The 19363-nt window shown below is 55.1% G+C and carries 16 protein-coding genes, 2 pseudogenes and 1 riboswitch; of the genes and pseudogenes, 11 read left to right on the plus strand and 7 right to left on the minus strand.

What is annotated here, in order from left to right; all coding sequences use genetic code 11:
- The first annotated feature begins 30 nt into the window (after window positions 1–30).
- Entirely contained in the window at window positions 31–798 is a 768-nt protein-coding gene (locus tag D7X94_RS05655) for a threonine/serine exporter family protein (protein WP_243111201.1), read from the plus strand.
- On the plus strand, window positions 798–1256 hold the full coding sequence (locus D7X94_RS05660) for a threonine/serine exporter family protein (protein ID WP_120426765.1): 459 nt from the start codon (window positions 798–800) through the stop codon (window positions 1254–1256). Before D7X94_RS05655 ends, D7X94_RS05660 begins: the two co-directional genes overlap by 1 nt.
- 339 nt (window positions 1257–1595) lie before the next feature.
- Here the strand turns inward: D7X94_RS05660 and D7X94_RS05665 are convergent, their stop codons facing one another.
- The 4 genes from D7X94_RS05665 to D7X94_RS05680 all read right to left on the minus strand — a co-directional run bounded on the left by D7X94_RS05665 (window position 1596) and on the right by D7X94_RS05680 (window position 6937).
- Entirely contained in the window at window positions 1596–3200 is a 1605-nt protein-coding gene (locus D7X94_RS05665; RefSeq protein ID WP_120426766.1) for a peptide chain release factor 3, read from the minus strand.
- A 106-nt stretch (window positions 3201–3306) separates the two neighbouring features.
- On the minus strand, window positions 3307–3792 hold the full coding sequence (locus D7X94_RS05670; protein WP_243111202.1) for a hypothetical protein: 486 nt from the start codon (window positions 3790–3792) through the stop codon (window positions 3307–3309).
- A 607-nt stretch (window positions 3793–4399) separates the two neighbouring features.
- Window positions 4400–5266 (minus strand): pyridoxamine kinase, encoded by an 867-nt coding sequence (locus tag D7X94_RS05675; protein ID WP_243111203.1) that lies wholly within the window; start codon window positions 5264–5266, stop codon window positions 4400–4402.
- Between the two features lie 135 nt (window positions 5267–5401).
- Entirely contained in the window at window positions 5402–6937 is a 1536-nt protein-coding gene (locus D7X94_RS05680) for an ATP-binding cassette domain-containing protein (protein WP_120426767.1), read from the minus strand.
- Window positions 6938–7685: 748 nt separating this feature from the next.
- Between D7X94_RS05680 and D7X94_RS05685 the strand changes: the two are divergent.
- The 3 genes and pseudogenes from D7X94_RS05685 to D7X94_RS19820 all read left to right on the plus strand — a co-directional run.
- Window positions 7686–7844: pseudogene (locus D7X94_RS05685) on the plus strand (thioredoxin family protein); the annotation flags it as partial.
- A gap of 185 nt (window positions 7845–8029) precedes the next feature.
- A riboswitch (NiCo riboswitch) is annotated at window positions 8030–8101 on the plus strand.
- 62 nt (window positions 8102–8163) lie between these two features.
- Window positions 8164–9141, plus strand: coding sequence for a cation diffusion facilitator family transporter (locus D7X94_RS05690; RefSeq protein WP_120426768.1), 978 nt, complete (start codon window positions 8164–8166; stop codon window positions 9139–9141).
- Window positions 9142–9201: 60 nt separating this feature from the next.
- A complete protein-coding gene (locus D7X94_RS19820) occupies window positions 9202–9876 on the plus strand; it encodes a hypothetical protein (RefSeq protein WP_442857885.1) in 675 nt (224 codons plus the stop codon).
- On the opposite strand, the gene queA is transcribed toward D7X94_RS19820, so the two are convergent.
- Window positions 9825–10859 (minus strand): tRNA preQ1(34) S-adenosylmethionine ribosyltransferase-isomerase QueA, encoded by a 1035-nt coding sequence (gene queA / locus D7X94_RS05705; protein ID WP_120426770.1) that lies wholly within the window; start codon window positions 10857–10859, stop codon window positions 9825–9827. The two genes, D7X94_RS19820 and queA, sit on opposite strands and share 52 nt — an antisense overlap.
- A 186-nt stretch (window positions 10860–11045) precedes the next feature.
- Here queA and asd point away from each other — a divergent pair, with 186 nt between their 5' ends.
- From asd to D7X94_RS05725, 4 genes are all read left to right on the plus strand, one after another.
- On the plus strand, window positions 11046–12125 hold the full coding sequence (asd, locus tag D7X94_RS05710; RefSeq protein WP_120426771.1) for an aspartate-semialdehyde dehydrogenase: 1080 nt from the start codon (window positions 11046–11048) through the stop codon (window positions 12123–12125).
- 44 nt (window positions 12126–12169) lie between these two features.
- Window positions 12170–13069: a 4-hydroxy-tetrahydrodipicolinate synthase gene (gene dapA, locus D7X94_RS05715; protein WP_120426772.1), complete on the plus strand. Its 900-nt coding sequence runs from the start codon at window positions 12170–12172 to the stop codon at window positions 13067–13069.
- Between the two features lie 166 nt (window positions 13070–13235).
- The gene (gene dapB, locus D7X94_RS05720; RefSeq protein WP_120426773.1) at window positions 13236–14000 is read left to right on the plus strand and encodes a 4-hydroxy-tetrahydrodipicolinate reductase; all 765 of its coding nucleotides are present in this window, start codon (window positions 13236–13238) and stop codon (window positions 13998–14000) included.
- A gap of 42 nt (window positions 14001–14042) precedes the next feature.
- Entirely contained in the window at window positions 14043–14504 is a 462-nt protein-coding gene (locus D7X94_RS05725) for an ACT domain-containing protein (RefSeq protein WP_120426774.1), read from the plus strand.
- Window positions 14505–14565: 61 nt separating this feature from the next.
- Here the strand turns inward: D7X94_RS05725 and D7X94_RS05730 are convergent.
- Window positions 14566–15646 (minus strand): annotated as a pseudogene (locus tag D7X94_RS05730) (MFS transporter).
- Window positions 15647–15738: 92 nt separating this feature from the next.
- Between D7X94_RS05730 and D7X94_RS19825 the strand changes: the two are divergent.
- Window positions 15739–16134 carry a cupin domain-containing protein gene (locus tag D7X94_RS19825; protein WP_442857884.1) on the plus strand — a complete coding sequence of 132 codons (396 nt, stop codon included), beginning with the start codon at window positions 15739–15741 and terminating at the stop codon, window positions 16132–16134.
- Window positions 16135–16224: 90 nt separating this feature from the next.
- Complete coding sequence (locus D7X94_RS05740) at window positions 16225–16533, plus strand: helix-turn-helix domain-containing protein (RefSeq protein WP_158590913.1); 309 nt, start codon at window positions 16225–16227, stop codon at window positions 16531–16533.
- A 123-nt stretch (window positions 16534–16656) separates the two neighbouring features.
- Here D7X94_RS05740 and D7X94_RS05745 read toward each other — a convergent pair whose 3' ends face one another.
- Window positions 16657–19233 carry a YfhO family protein gene (locus tag D7X94_RS05745; RefSeq protein WP_120426777.1) on the minus strand — a complete coding sequence of 859 codons (2577 nt, stop codon included), beginning with the start codon at window positions 19231–19233 and terminating at the stop codon, window positions 16657–16659.
- Between the last annotated feature and the right edge of the window lie 130 nt (window positions 19234–19363).

Genomic DNA, 19363 nt, shown 5'->3' on the forward strand with positions numbered 1-19363 from the left:
ACAGGCTCTAACGGAAAGGATTGTGACACTATGCCAACCATCCTGAATTTATCCTTTCAGATGGGAGAAGTCCTTTTGGAAAACGGAGCGGAAATCTCCCGCGTACAGGAGACCATGGAGCGGGTTGCCTGTGCCTATCGAATTGACAGCTTCCAGGTGTATGTGCTTACCAACGCCATCTTTGCCACCGGCGTGGAACAGGGGGTGGAGCGCACCGCCATGCTCAAGCATATCCCCAGCACCGCCACCCATCTGGGCCGGATCTGCGCCGTGAACCAGCTTTCCCGGGAAATCGTCCAGGGCGCCCACACGGTGGAAGAGGCCTCCGCCCGGCTGGAGGAGATCCGCGCTCTGCCCTACTCTCCCCTGCCCCTGGCTGTACTGGCCTGCGCCGTGGGCAGCGCCTCTTTCAGCTATCTTTTCGGAGGAAGCTGGCGGGACGCCGCCGTGGCTTTCGTCTGCGGTGTGGCCCTGGAGCTGTTTCTCAGCTTTGTAGGCCGGAAAGGGATGTCCAAATTTCTCACCAACCTTTCCGCCAGCGCGTTGGTCACCTTGTGCGGTGGGGTGTTTTTTCTGCTGGGACTGGGAGACAACATGGATAAGATCATCATCGGATCCATTATCCGCCTGGTTCCCGGCGTGGCCCTCACCAATTCCATCCGGGATTTCTTTCACGGGGACTACCTGAGCGGGGCCATCCGGATGCTGGACGCCTTCCTCATCGGCGGCTGTATCGCCGTGGGCGTGGGCTTTGTCGTGCGGGGCCTTTCTATGCTGACAGGAGGTGCTTTGCTGTGATGAATTTTCTCACCCTAGGAAGCTGGGCTCTCCAGACCGCCGTGGCCTTCGCGGCTACCATCGCCTTTGCGATCATCTTCCACGCTCCCCGCAGGGAGCTGTTGTACACCGGTTTTACCGGCGGCGCGGGCTGGCTGGTCTATGTAATCGCTACTGCGTCCGGCAGCGGAGTGGTGGCCGCTTCCTTCCTGGCCACCCTGGCTCTGGCCTGGCTCTCCCGGGTGTTTTCCTTTGCCCGCAAAGCCCCGGTGACGGTGTTTCTGATCTGCGGGATCTTCCCCTTGGTGCCTGGCGCGGGGATCTACTATACCGGCTACCATTTCTTCATGGGGCAGGATGCTCTGGCTTTAGACAAGGGGCTGGAAACCATCAAAATTGCCATTGCCATTGCCCTGGGCACCGGCATTGTGCTGTCTCTGCCTTCGTTTCTGTTCACAGCCCGGCGCAAAGCCAAATAGAAGCCAGGACCGCTTGACAAAAATCCCACAAGAAAAAACGGAGAGTTCATCTCGAGAGGCGAGATGAACTCTCTTTTGGAATTGAAAAAAGGTTTCCTAGTCTTGGTGTATCGTAAACACACATAAAGCCGGCAGATACCGCTTTTTAAGCTGGGCGGCTGAGGAGGTCGCGACCTCCCCGCCGGGTTCCAAAAAGGCGCTCTACCTCTTTGGAGCTGTGTGAACTATTGAAAAACGCATCGGACTTAGCGACACGCTGGTCTCCGCGCGAACGGAACCCGCCCTCCAAACGGTTTGCCCAATTTGCACGCACCGCTCCCGGCTCCTGGGAATAAGGGCTCAGCTCTCGCTAAACTCTGAGAGCATCAGCCCCTCGTTGCGCTCCAGGGCCCAGTTGATGCTCCACTGGTTGGAAAAGAGCAGCAGATAGCGGCCCTTCAGGTCCTGGACCTTTTTGGTGTCCGAGGTGAGGTTCAGCTTCTTTAGGGCGGCCTCGTCCATGTCCTCATTGTCGATCCAGCGGATGAAGGAGTAGGGCAAAGTCTGCATGTGGACCTCTACATTATACTCGTTCTCCATGCGGTACTGGAACACATCGAATTGTAGGCTACCCACCACTCCTACAATAACCTCCTCCATGCCGGAGTTGATCTCCTGGAAGATCTGGATAGCGCCCTCCTGGGCGATCTGGTTGGCCCCTTTCACAAACTGCTTGCGCTTCATGGTGTCCTTCTGGCGCACCAGGCTGAACAGCTCCGGGGCGAAGGTGGGGATGCCCTGAAACCGGATTTTCTTTCCCGGGGCACAGAGGGTGTCCCCGATGGAGAAGATTCCCGGGTCGAACACGCCGATGATATCCCCGGCGTAGGCCTCCTCGATGATCTCCCGGCTCTGGGCCATGAGCTGCTGGGGCTGGCTGAGCTTGATCCGCCGCTTGCCCTGGACATGGTCCACCTCCATGCCCTTCTCAAATTTCCCGCTGCAAATGCGGATGAAAGCAATCCGGTCCCGGTGGGCCTTGTTCATGTTGGCCTGGATCTTGAACACAAAGGCGGAGAAATCCGGGTCAAAGGGATCTACCTGGCTCTCCGAGGCGGACCGGGGCAGTGGCGGGGGCGTGAGGCGCAGAAAGTCCTCCAGGAAGGGCTCCACGCCGAAATTGGTGAGGGCCGAGCCGAAGAACACCGGGGACAGCTTGCCGTGGCGAACCTTGTCGATGTCGAACTCGTAGCCCGCGCCGTCCAGAAGCTCCACGTCGTCTCTCAAAGTATCATATAAATATTCGCCGATGGTCTCCCGGAGGGCCGGGTCGTCCAGGGAGAAGGTCTGCTCCTCCACCTCCCGGCGGCCCGCGCCGCTCTCCTCCGGCACAAAGCGGAGCACCTGGTTTTTCTCCCGGTGGTACACACCCTTAAAGTCCACGCCGGAGCCGATAGGCCAGTTCATAGGGTAGGTGCCGATGCCCAGCTCCTTCTCGATCTCGTCCAACAGGTCATAGGGACTGCGGGAATCCCGATCCATTTTATTGATGAAGGTGAAGATGGGGATGTCCCGCATGACGCACACCTTGAAGAGTTTGCGGGTCTGGGCCTCCACGCCCTTGGAGGCGTCGATAACCATGACGGCGGAATCCGCCGCCATCAGGGTGCGGTAGGTGTCCTCGGAGAAGTCCTGGTGGCCGGGGGTGTCCAGAATATTGATGCAAAAATCATTGTACTGGAACTGCATGACAGAGGAGGTGACGGAGATGCCCCGCTGCTTTTCGATTTCCATCCAGTCAGAGACAGCATGACGGGAGTTCCGTTTGCCCTTCACCATCCCCGCCAGGGCAATGGCCCCGCCGTAGAGGAGAAATTTTTCCGTAAGGGTGGTCTTGCCCGCGTCCGGGTGGGAGATGATGGCAAAGGTCCGGCGGCGGGTAATTTCGGTTTTTAAATCAGGCATAAGAGCCATCCTTTCATATTGGAGTAACATGAGGCAGACGGGCAATCGCTACATGGGAGACACCCTTTCTCGTGGCGCGCTATCTATGTTTTTTCAAAACTACCCTTTACAACGGCTTCAAGCCATCGTAGAGTTCATTAAATGACTTCATCCCGTGGCAGCGGCCATAGGAGAGCTCCTTGTTGTCTCCAAAGGCCTCCAGCCAGCATTTTGCCAGCTCTTCCACGGTAATCTCCAAATTCACCATGAACTGGGTATACATGGCGCTATATTCCGGCGAGCCCTCGGAATAGTGGGCGTCAATGAGCCCTTCGGTAAGCTGGTCCAGAGGATAGAGCTTTAGATGAAGCAGCTCGTGGCAGATGACCTCCTCCAGGTTCCCCCCTTTGGGATTGCGCCGGTTCAGCAGCAAAACCGCCTTTCGGTCCGTGGGATCTATCTTGAAATCCCCAGTCTTGGTGAAGCCCTCGTCGTCCACCATCTCCAGGCGCACGTCCCAACTTTCCTTCAACCGCAGCAGCCCCCGCCACTTCTCAAAGACGGGCAGCAGCGCCTCCTGGGTGCAGGGTTCCGAAACAGAATGCATATCCATCGTCTCATCCTTTCTATATTTTTGAGCGTTTTTATGGGGGAAACGGCACACCGCACCAAGCAAAGCGAAATGCGTGGCTGGGCTTCGCCGTCGTGACAAAAAGATAAACACTCGCGCAGCTCGGTTTATCTTTCCGTTTTCCTACGGAAAACTCTGCCAAGTTGAGTGCTGGATGCCCAGAGCTGGCTGGTTCCGGAGCCCAGGGGATGCTTCTTTTCTTGCAAAAAAGAGCCTCTTAAGAGTTTTGCTTCGCAAAACTCGGATAGTTAACCGAGCACAGCGAGTGTTAACTATGATTCACCACTTCAAAAAATGCGCTTCTCAGGTGTTAAGATCAAGGGCAAGACCGTGGGACTCCGTCCCACACCCTGCGAGCTTTTGAAAAAGCTCGACCAAAACTTTTAACCTGGTTAGCTGAGTGCGCAAAAGTCAACCAGCGTAAAATGTTTCGTAGACTTCGTTTCACGAAGTCTTGCCTTTCTCAAAGGCTGCGGGGTTTTTTAGGGGGCGACAATCGCCAGTGGCGATTTCCCGTCGCCGACCGAACCGGCAGGTGAGAAGAACCCCTAAACCGCCGGAGGCCTGCGCAGCGAAGCGAGCACCACTCTCAAAAACTATGGTTTTCCCTTCGGAAGTTCTCCACCCGGGCGGCCAGCTCCGGCAGATGGACCTCGAACTTGGGCCCGAAGCGGATGTCTTTGCTCTTTTCCCGAGTGGTCACGATTACCTGATGGGTGAACTCCGTAGCCAGACGGCAGGCCTTTCCCAGGGTCATGCCATTGAGCAGCCCGCCCACCAAAGTAGACGCGAACAGATCCCCGGTGCCATGATAAGAGCCAGGGATCTCCTCCAGCAGGCACATCTCCATTTTGCCGGCGGCATCCATAGAGGCCGAACCCAGCTTTCCTCCGCAACGCACGCCTGTAAGCACGGCCAGCTTGGGGCCTCGGGCCCGAAGGGCCCCCAAAAGAGCCCCCACTTCTTCCGGCGTCATCTCTCCCTCCTGATAAGGAGTTCCCAGCAAGTAGGATGTCTCGGTCAAGTTGGGAATCACCAGATCGGCCTTTTGGCAGAGCTCCGCCATGCCTGCAGCCAGCTCTTCGGTAATGGTGGCATATAGCCGCCCGCCGTCTCCCAGCACCGGGTCCACCACCAGCAGAGAGCCCTCCCCCAGCATCCGGAAAATCTCCGCCACAGTCTTAGTCTGCCCGGCGGAGCCCAGAAACCCACTGTACAGGGCGGAAAACCGGCACCCCACCTGCTTCCAGTGAGCGGCGATGGGCAGCAGATCTTCCGACAGATCCCGGAAGGTATAGCCGGTGAATCCACCTGTGTGGGTGGACAGCACCGCCGTGGGCAGAACGGCAGTCTCCACCCCGCAGGCAGAGAGCACCGGCAGGGCCACGGTCAGAGAGCATTTTCCCACCCCGGACAGGTCGTGGATGGCCGCGCAGGACACATCTTTATATATCAAAAGGAAACACCTCGCAAATAAAAGATTTTTTTATTATAGCTCCCGTCCGGAGATTTGTCAATCATGGCGGGACTTAGAAGGGCACTCGTTTTCCCGGTTAGGATGACAATGCCCCGCCTCTGAAGCAAAGCTCACTCACACCCTCCGCAGCCCTTCCCGGGTCATCTCATAGATACTATCTCCCACTTGACCGATATATTTTCTGTCGTGGGAAACGCTGATGATGCAGCCGCCAAAGCCCTGGAGTATTTCCCGGATTACCGGCCCGGAAAGGGGGCTGAAATTCCGGGTGGGCTCGTCCAGAATCAGCACATTGCTGCCGGAGAGGATCATCTTCAGCAGGAAGAGCTTGGCCTTCTGCCCGCCGGAGAGCTGGGCGATGCTGTGTCCGCATTCCTCCGGGGTGTATTTCATACTGCCCAAAAACGTCTTGGCCTGGGTGAGCTTCCCCTTCTCCCCGCTGCCGCCGGTGAGAAATTCCACAGGCGTCTGGCTCTGGTCCACGGCCTCCCCGTAGTCCTGGGGCATATAAGCCGCGCGCAGGTCCTGGCGACCCAGAAGTTCTCCTGCAATTTTTCGCAGCAGAGTGGTTTTTCCCACGCCGTTTTTGCCGGTAATGCAGATATGTTCCGGCCCACGGATGCAGAGCTCCAGGTTTTCCGCCAGCAAGGTTCCATCCCCGGCGGTAAGGGCGGGAAGCCGCAGGTCCAGCACCGGTTTCCCCGCGGGCAAAACGATGTCCTCCTGGAATCCTGCCAGAATGGCCTCCTCTGTGTCCGGAAACTCCGTCATATCCTCCCGCTCCCGGTCAAACCGGTGCTCCATGGATTTCACAGACTTCATTTTCTTCTTCAACAGGCGGCCTCCACCGGGGTTGGCCCGGGAGATGGTATCCAGTTCGTGCTGCACCCGCTGTTCTATTCTCCGGAGCTTCTCCTGGCGCTTACGGTCCTCATCCCGCTCCTTTTTTGCCAGCTGCTCCTGTTTTTGAAACCGGTTTAGCCGCTCCTCCACATACTGGCGGTAGCTCATGCGGGCAAAAGTCCAGCGGGGCAGGGTTTTCCGGCGGAGTTGTTCCAGATGCAGAATACAGTTGGCGGTGTTTTCCAGAAGCGTCTCATCGTGGGAGATGTATAGCACCGGCCTACCGCAACCGTTGATGAATTTTTCCAGCCATTCCAGCGTCTCTACGTCCAAGTCGTTGCTGGGTTCGTCCAGCAGATAGACATCCGGACGACCCAGGGTGAGCAGCGCCATGCGCAGCTTGACCTTTTCCCCACCGGAAAGAGTTCCCAGCCTCCGGTCCGTATAGAAAAGCTCCACAGGAAACCGCAGGCTGGCCGCAGCAGCAGCCAATTCTCCGGGGCCACTCTCTAAAAAGGCAGGGTTTTCACAGCAAAATTCATATCCGGTGAGCGCCGCCTCCCTGGGCCCCACCTCTTGGGAAAGGTATCCCAGCAGCATCCCATCCCGCTGGACCATGCCCTGCCATTCGGCATATTCCTCCACCAGCGCCTCGTTATAAAGAAGTTTGAGCAGGGTGGACTTACCATCGCCCTCCTCCCCGATGAGGGCGATTTTGTCTCCAGGATTCAGAGAGAAAGAAAAGTTCTGAAGCAGGGTCCGCAGGTCCTTCTTCATGGTAATTGTAAGCTCTTTTATTTGTAGCAATGCGCATACCTCCCATCCTTGGCCGGGCGGGGATATGCGCACAGAAAGGCCCCATATTTATGGGGAAAAGCAAAAGAAAAAGACATGCGCAAAAGCCCAAAACCCGACACACAACAAGCCCTGAGGAAACTCCCCAGAAGCAACCCTATGCCTGATTTTTCATGAGCTTATGCGAACATCTTTTCACTCCGTTTCGTCTATATGATAGAAGTATCATAGCACGAAGCCGAGAGAAAGTCAAGAAAAAATCTGTGACTTGAAAAGCAGGCCAGACCGCAAGTTTATTTTACACCAAAAGGAGTTTTCCTTTCTACATCATCGCCATAAGCCTTCTTTTGAACCACTCGCCCAGCGAGTGGTTTTCGATAGACAAGGAAAGGGAACAGGCATTCACCTGTTCCCTTGTTAGGATGGGCTTTGGCGGGCGTCGCATCTCCCGCATCTCTCAGGGTTCCCCCTTGTCATACCATCGGCGCGTGGTCGCAACGAAGTTTACCACCTCAAAGCCCAACCTTACCCTATGATAATTATAGCAAATTTATTCCCGTTTGTAAAACACTTTTTTGTTGCGAACCAAACGGCAAATCAAGGACAATAGCGTTCGGGAACCGAACGCATAGCCAGCCCCGGCACCGGGGCTGTTCAAGGGGTTTGGGGTAGCACCCCCGTAAAATCTCCTCCCGTTACATCTTCGTCTCTGTCCTTGTGAGCGGCGGTATGCCGAGCGAGACGAGGAATCGGTTCACGGATGGATACTACGATTGACCATGTGACGGACTTCACGCAAATCGCCGCCTACGGGGTCATGACTACTCCGGTGCTGGTGGTAGATAGGAAAGTGGTGTCGTATGGCAAGATGTTGAAGAAGGAAGAAGCCAAAGCGTTGATTCAGAAAGTACGGACATAATACCTGCTGGGAGGGTGCAGGGATAGCCGCAAAGCGCACGATACATGGTCGCAGACCATATATCGAAGTGCGCCATTCGGATTTTTGCCTCTTTTTTGTCACAGCATCTTGACAAGCTACATATACTGCGGTATAATCTGATAACTCTTTGCACTGCATTACATTCTGTGTGGAATGCGAGATCAACAGTACAAACTGAGCGGCCGGGTCGCTGAAAGGCGGCAGCAGATAGCGCATGATGCATCTGTGGGACAGTTGTATGTTCCATGGGTGTGTTTTTTTACACTTTTTTGGATAGTTTTATCTCAAGCTGGTGCCAATGAGAGTAATCATCACTGCTGCCATCGCGGCAGAACAGGAGGATTATTTTAAGACAACCAACAAAGAGAATCGAACCGAAATCGTCCCGTCCAAAGTGGGCATCAATGAAAATGCCATTATACGGCGCATCTCACTGGTAGGGATTGTGGGAAATGTGGTTTTGTCCGCCTTCAAGCTGTTTGCCGGGATTGCTGGCAACTCCGGGGCTATGGTATCCGATGCAGTTCACTCCCTTTCTGACGTTTTTGCAACATTTATTGCGTTCCTCGGCGTCCGATTGTCCAAAAAAGCGGCGGACAAAGAGCATCCTTATGGGCATGAGCGCTTTGAGTGCGTTGCTTCGCTGCTACTGGGCGTGATCCTTCTAATCACCGGGCTTGGAATTGGTAAGGCGGGACTTGAAAAAATTTTTGTGGGCAGCTACGGGGCCCTGGCCATTCCCAGCATGATTGCGCTGGTGGCTGCAATCGTTTCTATCGTATCGAAAGAGGCGATGTATTGGTACACCCGGCACTATGCCAAAGTATTAAACTCCCCGGCGTTTATGGTGGACGCATGGCATCATAGGTCGGACGCTTTTTCTTCCGTCGGTTCGCTGATCGGCATTGCAGGCGCTATGTTGGGATTCCCCGTTATGGACAGCATTGTCAGTGTTGTGATTTGTCTGTTTATCTTGAAGGTTTCTTATGACATTTTGAAGGACGCCATTGTAAAAATGATGGATACCTCGTGCGGAGAAGACTATGAAAAAAACTTGACAGCTTATATTGCCGCACAGGAAAATGTGGTACAGGTGGATTTGCTCCATTCCAGAATGTTTGGAAATAAAATATATATCGAGTTGGAGCTTCAGGTTGATGGCAATTTGCCGCTCCGGGAAGCGCACGCCATTGCGGAACGTATTCACGACAGCGTGGAAGCACATTTTTCCGACATCAAGCATATTACCATCCATCTAAATCCCGCAATGCTTTGAATCTGCAAATCGGAGATGTTAAGCAGCTCGGCAGGCTTCAGGCGGTCAGTCGAAGCCTGATTGAGCATGATGATAAACTCGGAGTTTGCAAGCACTGTCCTTGCGGTATGGCTCTGTAAAAGATCATCAAGGAACGCTCCGATGGATGGAGGCCGTCCCTCTACGTGTGCGCCCGGCGCAGGCGGTTCAACGACTGCACCAACACAAGCGTCTCTGACAGGACACTTTGGCCCCTTTGCTCTGAACTTCGTCGCCAACCTCATCCAGGCCTCCAACTCCTTCGGTAAAAGTACTTTCATCGAGACGCTGGAGAAAAATCTTCTGCGGGGAGATATGCTCTCTCAGGTGGACCACATCGAACGCCCCGGCCTCGAAGAGCTAGAAGCCGAGGTTGCCTCCTCCATCACCATGTCCGATGAGGAGTTCATAGCGAAGGCCAGCTACTTCATCCTGAGCCAACAGCTTCAGGACAAACGCTTCGTGGACTACGAGAAATTCATCCGCAAAATCGTCAAGGATTTCATGGGTTCCGTCGTCACAAACTTTTGTATAAAAATGGGCTTACCACCTCGATTCTCTTCAAAAACGGCGTTGAGGTCCGATTTTCTTACAAGGCTCAGGAATAAGAAAAAAGCCCGGAAACCGCATGGCTTCTGGGCTTTTCAGCGTCTCACTGACAGTATTCATTTCAGGTCTCCGATAAACATCGCATCCCCAAAGCTAAAAAAGCGATAACGCTCTTTCACAGCTTCCTGGTAGGCGCGCAGCACGTTCTCCCGCCCGGCCAGGGCGGAGACCAGCATAATCAGTGTGCTCTCCGGCAGGTGGAAGTTGGTGATGAGCCCGTCCACCCCCTGGAACGTGTAGCCGGGGTAGATGAAAATGTCCGTCCAGCCGGCGCATTCCCGGAATTTTCCCCCCGGGCAGGGGGCGGACTCGATGGTCCGGCAGCTGGTGGTCCCCACCGCGATAACCCGCCCGCCTCTGGCCCTGGTGCGGTTGATGAGCTCCGCCGTCTCCGTCGGCATGTAGTAGTGCTCCGCGTGCATCTTGTGGTCGGCGATTCTCTCGGCGCTCACCGGCCGGAAGGTGCCCAAGCCCACATGCAGGGTGACAAAGCCCGTCTCAATCCCCTTTTCCCTCAACCGGTCCAAGAGCTGAGGCGTAAAGTGAAGCCCCGCGGTAGGTGCGGCGGCGGAGCCCGTCTCCCGGGAATAGATCGTCTGATAGCGCTCCTTGTCCTCCAGCTTCGCCTTGATGTAGGGCGGCAGGGGCATCTGCCCGATCCGGTCCAGAAGGGAGAAGAACACCCCCTCGTACTGGAATCGCACCAGCCGGTTTCCGTCCTCTTTGACCCCGATGATTTCTCCCTTCATCAGTCCTTCGCCAAAGTCAAACCTGGCCCCCTCCCTGGCCCGCTTGCCTGGCTTGCAGAGGGCCTCCCAGGTGTCGCCGCCCTTGTTCTCCAAAAGCAGAAACTCCACATGGGCGCCGGTGCCCTCCTTCACCCCGTAGATCCTGGCGGGCATGACCCGGGAGTCGTTGAGGATCAGGCAGTCCTCCGGACGGAGCAGGTCCACAATATCGGTAAAGCGCCGGTGGGAAATTCTGCCGCTGGACTTGTCCAGAACCATCAGCCGGGAAGCGTCTCTGGGCTCTATGGGCGTTTGGGCAATCAGTTCCTGGGGCAGGTCATAATAAAAATCGCTGGTTTTCATCGAAGTTGGCCCCATGAAATTCACTCTCCTTCTGAAAAAATCATAGTATATGCAGGCCGAAAAAATTGACAAGCGGCGTAGACTAGGGTATAATAAACGAAATCAAACTGGTTCTTATTATAGTGGAAAACAAGACTGTTTTCAACCGTTTTCTGCTGGAAGTCTCTTTTGGAAAGGATTTTGAACATGCAAAAATATCGTGTAGGGATTATCGGATGCACCGGCATGGTGGGCCAGCGTTTTGCCACTTTGCTGGAGGAGCACCCTTGGTTCGAGGTCAAAGCCCTGGCTGCCAGCGCTAGGTCAGCGGGAAGGACTTATATAGAAGCCGTGGCGGGCCGCTGGGCCATGCCCACCCCCGTCCCGGCCAACATGGCGGAGCTCCCGGTTTATGACGCCCAAGCCGATATGGAAAAGATCGTCTCCCTGGTGGACTTTGTGTTCTGCGCCGTCAATATGAAGTCCGAGGAGATCACCGCCCTGGAGGAGGCCTACGCCAAGCGGGAGTGCCCCGTGATCTCCAACAACAAGCAGCACCGGGGGGATCCCGACGTGCCCATGATCGTGCCGGAGCTGAACGCGGACCATCACCAGGTCATCGCCCACCAGCGGCAGCGCCTGGGCACCAAGAAAGGCTTTATCGCGGTAAAATCCAACTGCTCCTTACAGAGCTACGTGCCCGCCCTGCATCCCCTGCTGGACCTGGGCGTGACCAAGGTGCTGGCCTGCACCTATCAGGCCATTTCTGGCGCGAGCAAGACCTTCGAGACCATGCCGGAGATCGTGGACAATGTGATCCCCTACATCGGCGGCGAGGAGGAGAAGTCCGAGCAGGAGCCCATGAAGATCTGGGGCCATGTGGAAAACGGCGTGATCGTCAACGCCACCGCCCCCTCCATCACCTCTCAGTGCCTGCGGGTGCCTGTTTCCGACGGCCATATGGCGGCGGTGTTCTTCTCTTTGGAAAACAAGGTGGGCGTGGAGGAGATCATCCGGCGCTGGAAAGAATTTAAGGGGCCTGCCCAAGATCTGGACCTGCCCAGCGCACCCAAGCAGTTCATCCACTATTTCCAGGAGGATAACCGGCCCCAGCCCAAGCTGGACCGGGACCTGGAGGGCGGTATGGCTATTTCTGCGGGCAGGCTTCGTCCCGATACCCAGTATGACTATAAATTCGTGTGTCTGTCCCACAATACCCTGCGGGGCGCGGCCGGCGGCGGGGTTCTGATGGCGGAGCTTCTGTGCAAGCTTGGCTATTTTGACTGAGGCCGGCCAAACTCTTTCACTCTGATTTCGGGAGGAATTTCTTGATGAAGAATACCATTTTTACCGGCGTAGGCACCGCGCTTGCCACCCCTTTTGACCAGCGGGGCGAAATTGCCTGGGATGAACTGGAAAAGTTGGTCGAAATGCAGGTTTCCGGCGGCGCCGACGCGGTTATAGCCTGCGGCACCACCGGTGAGGCCGCCACCATGAGCAGCGAGGAGCATCTGAAAACCATCGCCTTTATTGTGGAAAAGGTCAAAGGCCGCATTCCTATTATTGCCGGAACCGGCAGCAACGACACCCGCTTCTGTGTGGACCTCTCTCTGGAAGCCAAGGCCTTGGGCGTGGAAGGGCTGCTCTTGGTGACGCCCTACTACAACAAAACCTCCCAGAAAGGCCTGATCGAGAGCTTTGACTACATTGCAGACTGTGTAGAGATGCCCTGTATTCTCTATAACGTACCCAGCCGCACGGGCTGCAATATTCTGCCGGCCACCTATCGGGAACTTGCCAAAAACCCCTATATCGTGGCGACCAAGGAGGCTAACGGAGACACTGCCTCTGTGGCCCGCACCATTGCCCTCTGCGGGGACGATCTGGCAGTATATTCCGGAGAGGATAATCAAGTGCTGCCAATCACCGCTCTGGGTGGCAAAGGCGTGATCTCCGTGTTCTCCAACGTGCTGCCCAGTATCATGCACGATCTGGCGGTTTCCACCCTGGAAGGCCGTCTGGACGAGGCCCGGACTCTGAACAACCAGTATATCGACCTGATGGACGGCTTCTTCATGGACGTAAACCCCATCCCGGTAAAAGAGGCTCTATGGCAGATGGGCATTATCTCTACCAACCTGTGCCGGATGCCCCTGACCACCATGCCGGAGGAAAAGCGCGCCGCCATGACAGCTCTGTTGAAAAAGCACGAGCTGCTTGCGGAGAAATAGAAGCAGAGGATTCTCAATGTGTACCGATAGGATTTGACCCAAGTTTTTCGGGGGAATTGGGCTGACGGCAAAATTTTATGACGCGGTCAGCCCAATTTGCCGATAATAGAGATGGGGCCGCCCTTGGTGCATGTTCTCAATCAAAGGAAAGCGTGAGGAATGTGAAATGGTAAGACTGTTGCTCTGCGGCTGTGCCGGAAAAATGGGCGCGGCTGTCCGCAGCTTTGTGAATGAACGGGAAGATTGCCAGATCACGGCCGGAGTTGATATCTTTGGCGGCGACCTGGAATTTCCTGTATACAAAAATATTGCCGAAGTGACGGAGTCCGTGGACGTTGTGGTGGATTTTTCCCACCCCAGCGCCCTCTTTCCCATTCTGGACTATTGCCGGGCCCATCCCGGCACCGCCGCCGTGCTGTGCACAACGGGATATACCCCTGAGCAAACCGAGGAAGTGAAATCCGCCGCCCAGGAATTGCCGGTGTTCTACTCCCGGAATATGTCTTTGGGAATCAATCTGCTGATGGAGCTGGCGAAAAAGGCGGAAGCCGTGCTGGGGGTGGATTTTGACGTGGAAATCGTTGAGGCCCACCACAACCAGAAAATCGACGCCCCCAGCGGCACTGCTCTCATGCTGGCCGACGCGGTCAATGAGGTTCGGGGCAACAATATGAAATATACCTATGACCGGCATTCTCAGCGAAAGAAACGAGAGCGCTCGCAGCTGGGAATCCATTCCATACGGGGGGGAACCATCGTAGGGGAGCATCAGGTAATTTTTGCCGGCCGCCATGAGGTAATCAGCCTCTCCCACTCTGCCCAGTCCAAAGAACTGTTCGCCGCCGGAGCCGTGAACGCCGCTGTATTTATGGCCGGACGCAAGGCCGGCCTATACGATATGTCCCATCTGATTGAGGACAAAAAGGACTAGCCGGACGGGTTTGCTTATCTGAAAGAAAGGAAGGTGCCCGCAATGAGCACAAGCACTGTCATCAGCACCGTGGACAATATCACCCTGGTAACCTTGGTTGGCTTTCCGGCCCAGGTAGATTCCATCGCGAAGATTTTCGATTCTATTGCTCAGTACCACATCAATATTGATATGATCTCCATGGCGCCCACCCATGGCGCGTTTACCGGCCTGTCCTTTACCATCTCGGATAACGACCTGGTGGACGTATTGGCGTTTACCACCCAGTTAAAAAAGGAAACTGACGTAAACGTAATCGTCAGTTCCGTAAACCACAAAATCTCCATTTATGATCCGGCCATGAAGAACACGCCAGGGATTGCGGCAAAGGTTTTCAGCGCGATCGCCGGAACCAAAGCGGACCTGCGGCTGATCACTACCTCGGAGGTGGAAATTTCCCTGCTGGTAACCGAAGCGGATTTTGACACGGTGCTTTCCGCAATTGAACAGGCAATGGCCGGTTAGCCAAAACACTTCCTAGAGAACAGGATAAAAAAGAGGGCCGCCCCTGGGGGAGGCCCTCTGGCTATTTCTTCCCGCCGACGGTACGATTCAAAAGCTCTGTCATCGCCAGCATCAGCCCGGCAAAAATCATCAAATAAAACGGGTACAGTCCCACGCTTATATGCTGGGCGATAACCCCAAACAATGGCGGCATCAGGGTCGTGCCCATGTAGGCGCTGGCCATCTGTATTCCCACCAGTGCCTGAGAATTTTCCTTGCCGAAATTGCTGGGAGTCGCGTAAATAATGCAGGGATATACCGGCGCGGCCCCCAGGCCCACCACTACCAGCCCCGCCAGAGCCACCGCGTTGATTGGCGCCAGCACCATCGCTATGCCCGCAAACATAAGGGCTATGCCAACGCGGATCATGTTCCTGTCCCCAAAGCGGTCGGCAATGAATCCATTTGCAACACGCCCCACTGTCTCGCCGATATAAAAGAGCGCGGTAAACTGAGCGGCAGTTTCAGCGTCTACCCAGCATCACAAAGGGCACGCCGGGAATTTTCACAGCCTTTGGCAGAGGTACGTCGGAGGCCTCTTCCCCGGAATCGTCGGCGGAGCGCTTCCAGAGGGGCAGTGCCGCAAACAGGATGACTGTCAGAACAACCTGCATGATGGACACGCTGCGGTACCCGGCCTGCCAGCCCAGCCCGCCGGTGAGACAAGCGCTCATGATGTATGGACTGATGGTGACGCCCACGCCCCAAAAAGCGTGGAGCCAACTCATATGCCGGGAGGAATAATGGATGGCCACATAGTTATTCAGAGCCGCGTCCACCGCCCCGGCCCCCAGGCCATAGGGCACAGCCCAGAAACAGAGCGGCACAAAGCTGTTTGACACGGAAAACCCAAAGAGTGCCGCCGCAGTCATCCCCACGCTGACTGCCGTGACCAGGCCGGGGCCGAGTCTATGGATCAGGCGGTTGGAGAGCAGGCTGGAAATAATGGTTCCAATTGCGATAATCATGGAGATAATGCCTGCGTAAGAAATTGGCGCGCCCAACTCCAGGCGCATGACGGGCCATGCGGAGCCCAGCAGGGAATCGGGCAGGCCCAGGCTGATGAAAGCCATGTAGATGATCGCCAATAAAAGGGAAACCATAGAACACACACTCCTGTATTTTTAGAATTTTAGAGAGGGAGCAGTTCATTTATAACTCCGCGAACTTTCCCGTTTATATTGGCAAAGGGAAAATCTCTGATTTCCCAAACTATGCCGCCCTATGCCATTGGCATGACGATCTGGAGTTCAGTGTTCTGCTTTCCGGAAACATGGAGTATAACGTCAATGGCGAGGTCGTAAAAATTCAGGAGGGAGAGGGCATATTTATCAATACCCGGCAGCTGCACTATAACTATTCTCAGAGCAAAAAGGACTGCCGGTATCTTTGTGTTCTTGTGCACCCCATGCTACTGTGCACATCGCCGCTGGTGGAACAGGATTATGTAGCCCCGCTTCTGACAAACCACGCATACCCATATCAGGCGCTTCGATCAGACTCTGTTTGGGGGCAGAAAATATGCCGGAATCTCAAAAAGATAGATGAGTGCCGCGACAATCCTCTTCTGATTCAGGCGGCTTTCTTTTAAATATGGTCCCAACTATATCAAAATGCCCCACAACCCGCGAGTAAGCCAAAGCTGCGCAGCCGAAATCTGGGTATTCTTCAGGAAATGATCGTGTATGTCCAAAAGAACTACCAGCAGAAGCTGACTCTGGAGGATATCTCCCAGACAGGAAGCGTGAGCAAAACCACCTGCCACAATATTTTCTCCAAATATGTGAATCAGAGCCCAAACGCGTACCTTACCGAGTACCGCCTGCGCAACGGCATGGAGCTGCTGCGCACCACTGACATGACGGTGACGGAAATCGCCTTCGAGGTCGGATTCAGCGGCCCCAGCTACTTTAGTGAAAGTTTCCGAAAAATATTTGGAATGAGCCCTTTAGAATACAGGCGGAGGAACAAGCGGGAAGGATTGCTATAGGCTCACAAATAATCTTGAATGCGCCCTTCACCTTTTAGCTATATACTGAGAACGGAAAAGGAGAAGGAAGCACGGAGGGCGGGATTGTATGGAGTACTTTCGGAGCTTTCCCTCGTCATCGATTCATAGGAGCCATAGCAGAACGGGCGCGATATACACCGCCAGTATCGCCCCAACAAACACGCTGGAAAGCAACGCCGGCGCTATCTTGTACCAGCGCCTTTTTATCCGTTCCAGGAACCGGAGTTTTCCCGCTTTTGGGAGGAGCAGCAGGCAAATTCCCGTAAGCGCCGCGGCGGCTGTGCCAGGAACGAGTCCCGCAGGTATATATCGTAGAATTATCTCGCTGGTTCCCGCCGGCAAAGGAATCTCCATGAAGCAGTCCAGCACGATGCGAGGCGTTACTCGCCGCCCGTTTACCCGCACCTCCATCCCCTGATACCAAGGGATGGACAAGAAGAGCGCCTGATTTTCTCCGGCCTGGGCATGCCCGATCAATTTCCCGCCATCCGCCCGCAGATCCGCGTTTGGCAGCGCGGCGGCCAGCTCATCCTGACGGGAATTCCTCATGCCCCACACGCCAAAGGAGCATAAATCCACCTTTTTTCTCACTGTGACTTCCACTCTGACAGTTTCATCCTGAAATTCGCCCAAACAGAAAATGCCGTTGCATCCCTGGGTCGGATACCGTTCGGCCAGCGTCTGTCCGTTCACGCGGATCTGAAAGCAATCGTTGATCTTTTCCCGCAGCCGGGTGGAAACGCAGTCAAAGGCGTCAAAATAGAGAGTCTCCCGCTGAACCACCGGAATTTCATACCGCAGCATTCCCGACTCCAGAGAGAATTTTCCCGCTGTCTCTTGAAGCTCCCCTGAAACAGGCGCGTATGGGACAAAAGGTCCCTCTACCCCTAAAATCTCGCAGAGTTCATTTTGCAGCCGAAGCCTGTCTCCTACAGGGAGGGCTTCCGGAAAGCGGCCGGCAGGCACAAGGTATCCAAGATTTCCTCCAACGGGACCGGACCAGGCGGCGTTATCACACAGCACATATTTGTTGGAAAGAATGACATCGCTAATTTTCGTGCCGCAGCACCCTGACGTTTCCATCCAATACGAGGAGTAGCCCAATTTTTTCACAGCCGCGAGAAAGCGCCGGTCTGTCAGCGAGGTGTAATGATTTAAGGTGGGATATCCCGCCGCTCCCAGCAAATTCACATGGCAGAATTTTCTCTCCAGCTTCACCCGGTACAGTCCGTCGTCCTGGGGCGGCTCCAGCGCCAGCACCTCCTGGCTTTTCAGCGGCACATTCGCCGCCGATCCCAGAAACACCGCGCTTTGGACAGCAGACTGTACCAGACACACCCCCAGCAATGCCCACCCCATAAAAGCGTTCCTGCCCTTTCGAATCAGGCTGCGGCAGACGACGCTCCATGCAGCGGCGCAGAGCAGGCAGAAAGCCCCCAGGAAAAGAAACGCCGTAGAATTCACCCAAAGCGTATCCGTGTAGGAACTGACTTCCTCGAATCGGGCCGCCAATAGAAATATTCCTGCTCCCACCGGAAGCGCCAGAAGCCCGCAGACAGCCAGATAGGATTTTTTACTCTCCCTGTGGGGCTTGACGGAACAGGACTCTAACCCCTGCGCCAAAAACCAAAGCCCCAGAAATACCGGCCAAAAGCCATAGCGGGCAGGAAACGCCTGGTAGCTGCCCATATGCCACAGCTTGTTTACCGGCTCCAACAGCATGGGCAAAACCGTAAGCCCCCAGCAGACCCCAATGCCTTTGGACTTCGCGGTTTTGGGGAGGAAAATCGCCAGAACCGGCAGCGCCGCCGCACCCGCGCTGCAAAGGAGCACCGGCAGGGTGGTTGTGGTCTTGGCCCAAAACGAACCGGCCTGGACCGACTCTATGACCCCGCCTCCCGTCCGGGCGGAAGCAAGACATTGCAGCAGCGAGGGCAGCCAAACCGGCGCGGTAATCCCTAAGGCGCTTCCAGCGCTCATTCCCAGTTTCCCGGCCACAGGACCTCTCTCCTCTTTCGGCACACAGGTCCAGAGAAAAACCGTTCCCGTCAGAATCAGGCCCAGGAACACCATATAGCTCAGGTAATAGTTGACCGCTACCGTTGCCGTCAGAGACGCCGTCAGCAGCCAGGCTCGCTTTTCTTCCAGCAACTTGACGAATCCCAGCATAACGACCGGAAAAAGATAGAGCATGTCCAGCCAGACCAGATTCTGGTAGTAAAGCATTCCATAACCACACAGTCCGTAGGAGACAGACAGGGCCAAATGGACAGGTAGGGAGATCCTGGGAGCTTCCCGGCGGAAAAAAGCGGAGGCCGTGAGGGCGGCGAGGGAGAGCTTTATCAGCACCAGGAGATTTACCAAATGGTAAATCTCCTGTTTCTCCACAAATATGACCAAAAGATGCAGGGGGCTTGCCAGAAAGAAGAAGAACACGCCCCAAAAGCTCATGCCCCCGGCATTCTGTAGGTTCAAAAACAGACTGCATTTTCCCGCCAAAATGTCTTTAAGCTCCATGAGCAGGGGCGCTACCTGCTGCGACATATCCCCCCATGCCAAAGTTTCGCCGCCAAAGGGGTAGAGCCCAAAGGCGGCGAATACGCAGCACAGAATCAGGGCCGTCAACCCAAAGGCGGCGGCAGCCGGCGCTATTTTTCTCCATTGGCAAAATTCTCTCATGTAGAGAGTATGCCACTATTTTCTTTCGTTTATTCTCGCTAATTTCTTACAAAAAACTTACAGATCATTTCCGCCAAGATATAGTTAACGCAGTTCAAAAGAGGTATACCTCTTTTGAATCAGGCGGCGC

The organism is Acutalibacter sp. 1XD8-33 (assembly GCF_003612555.1).
GTDB lineage: Bacteria > Bacillota > Clostridia > Oscillospirales > Acutalibacteraceae > Acutalibacter.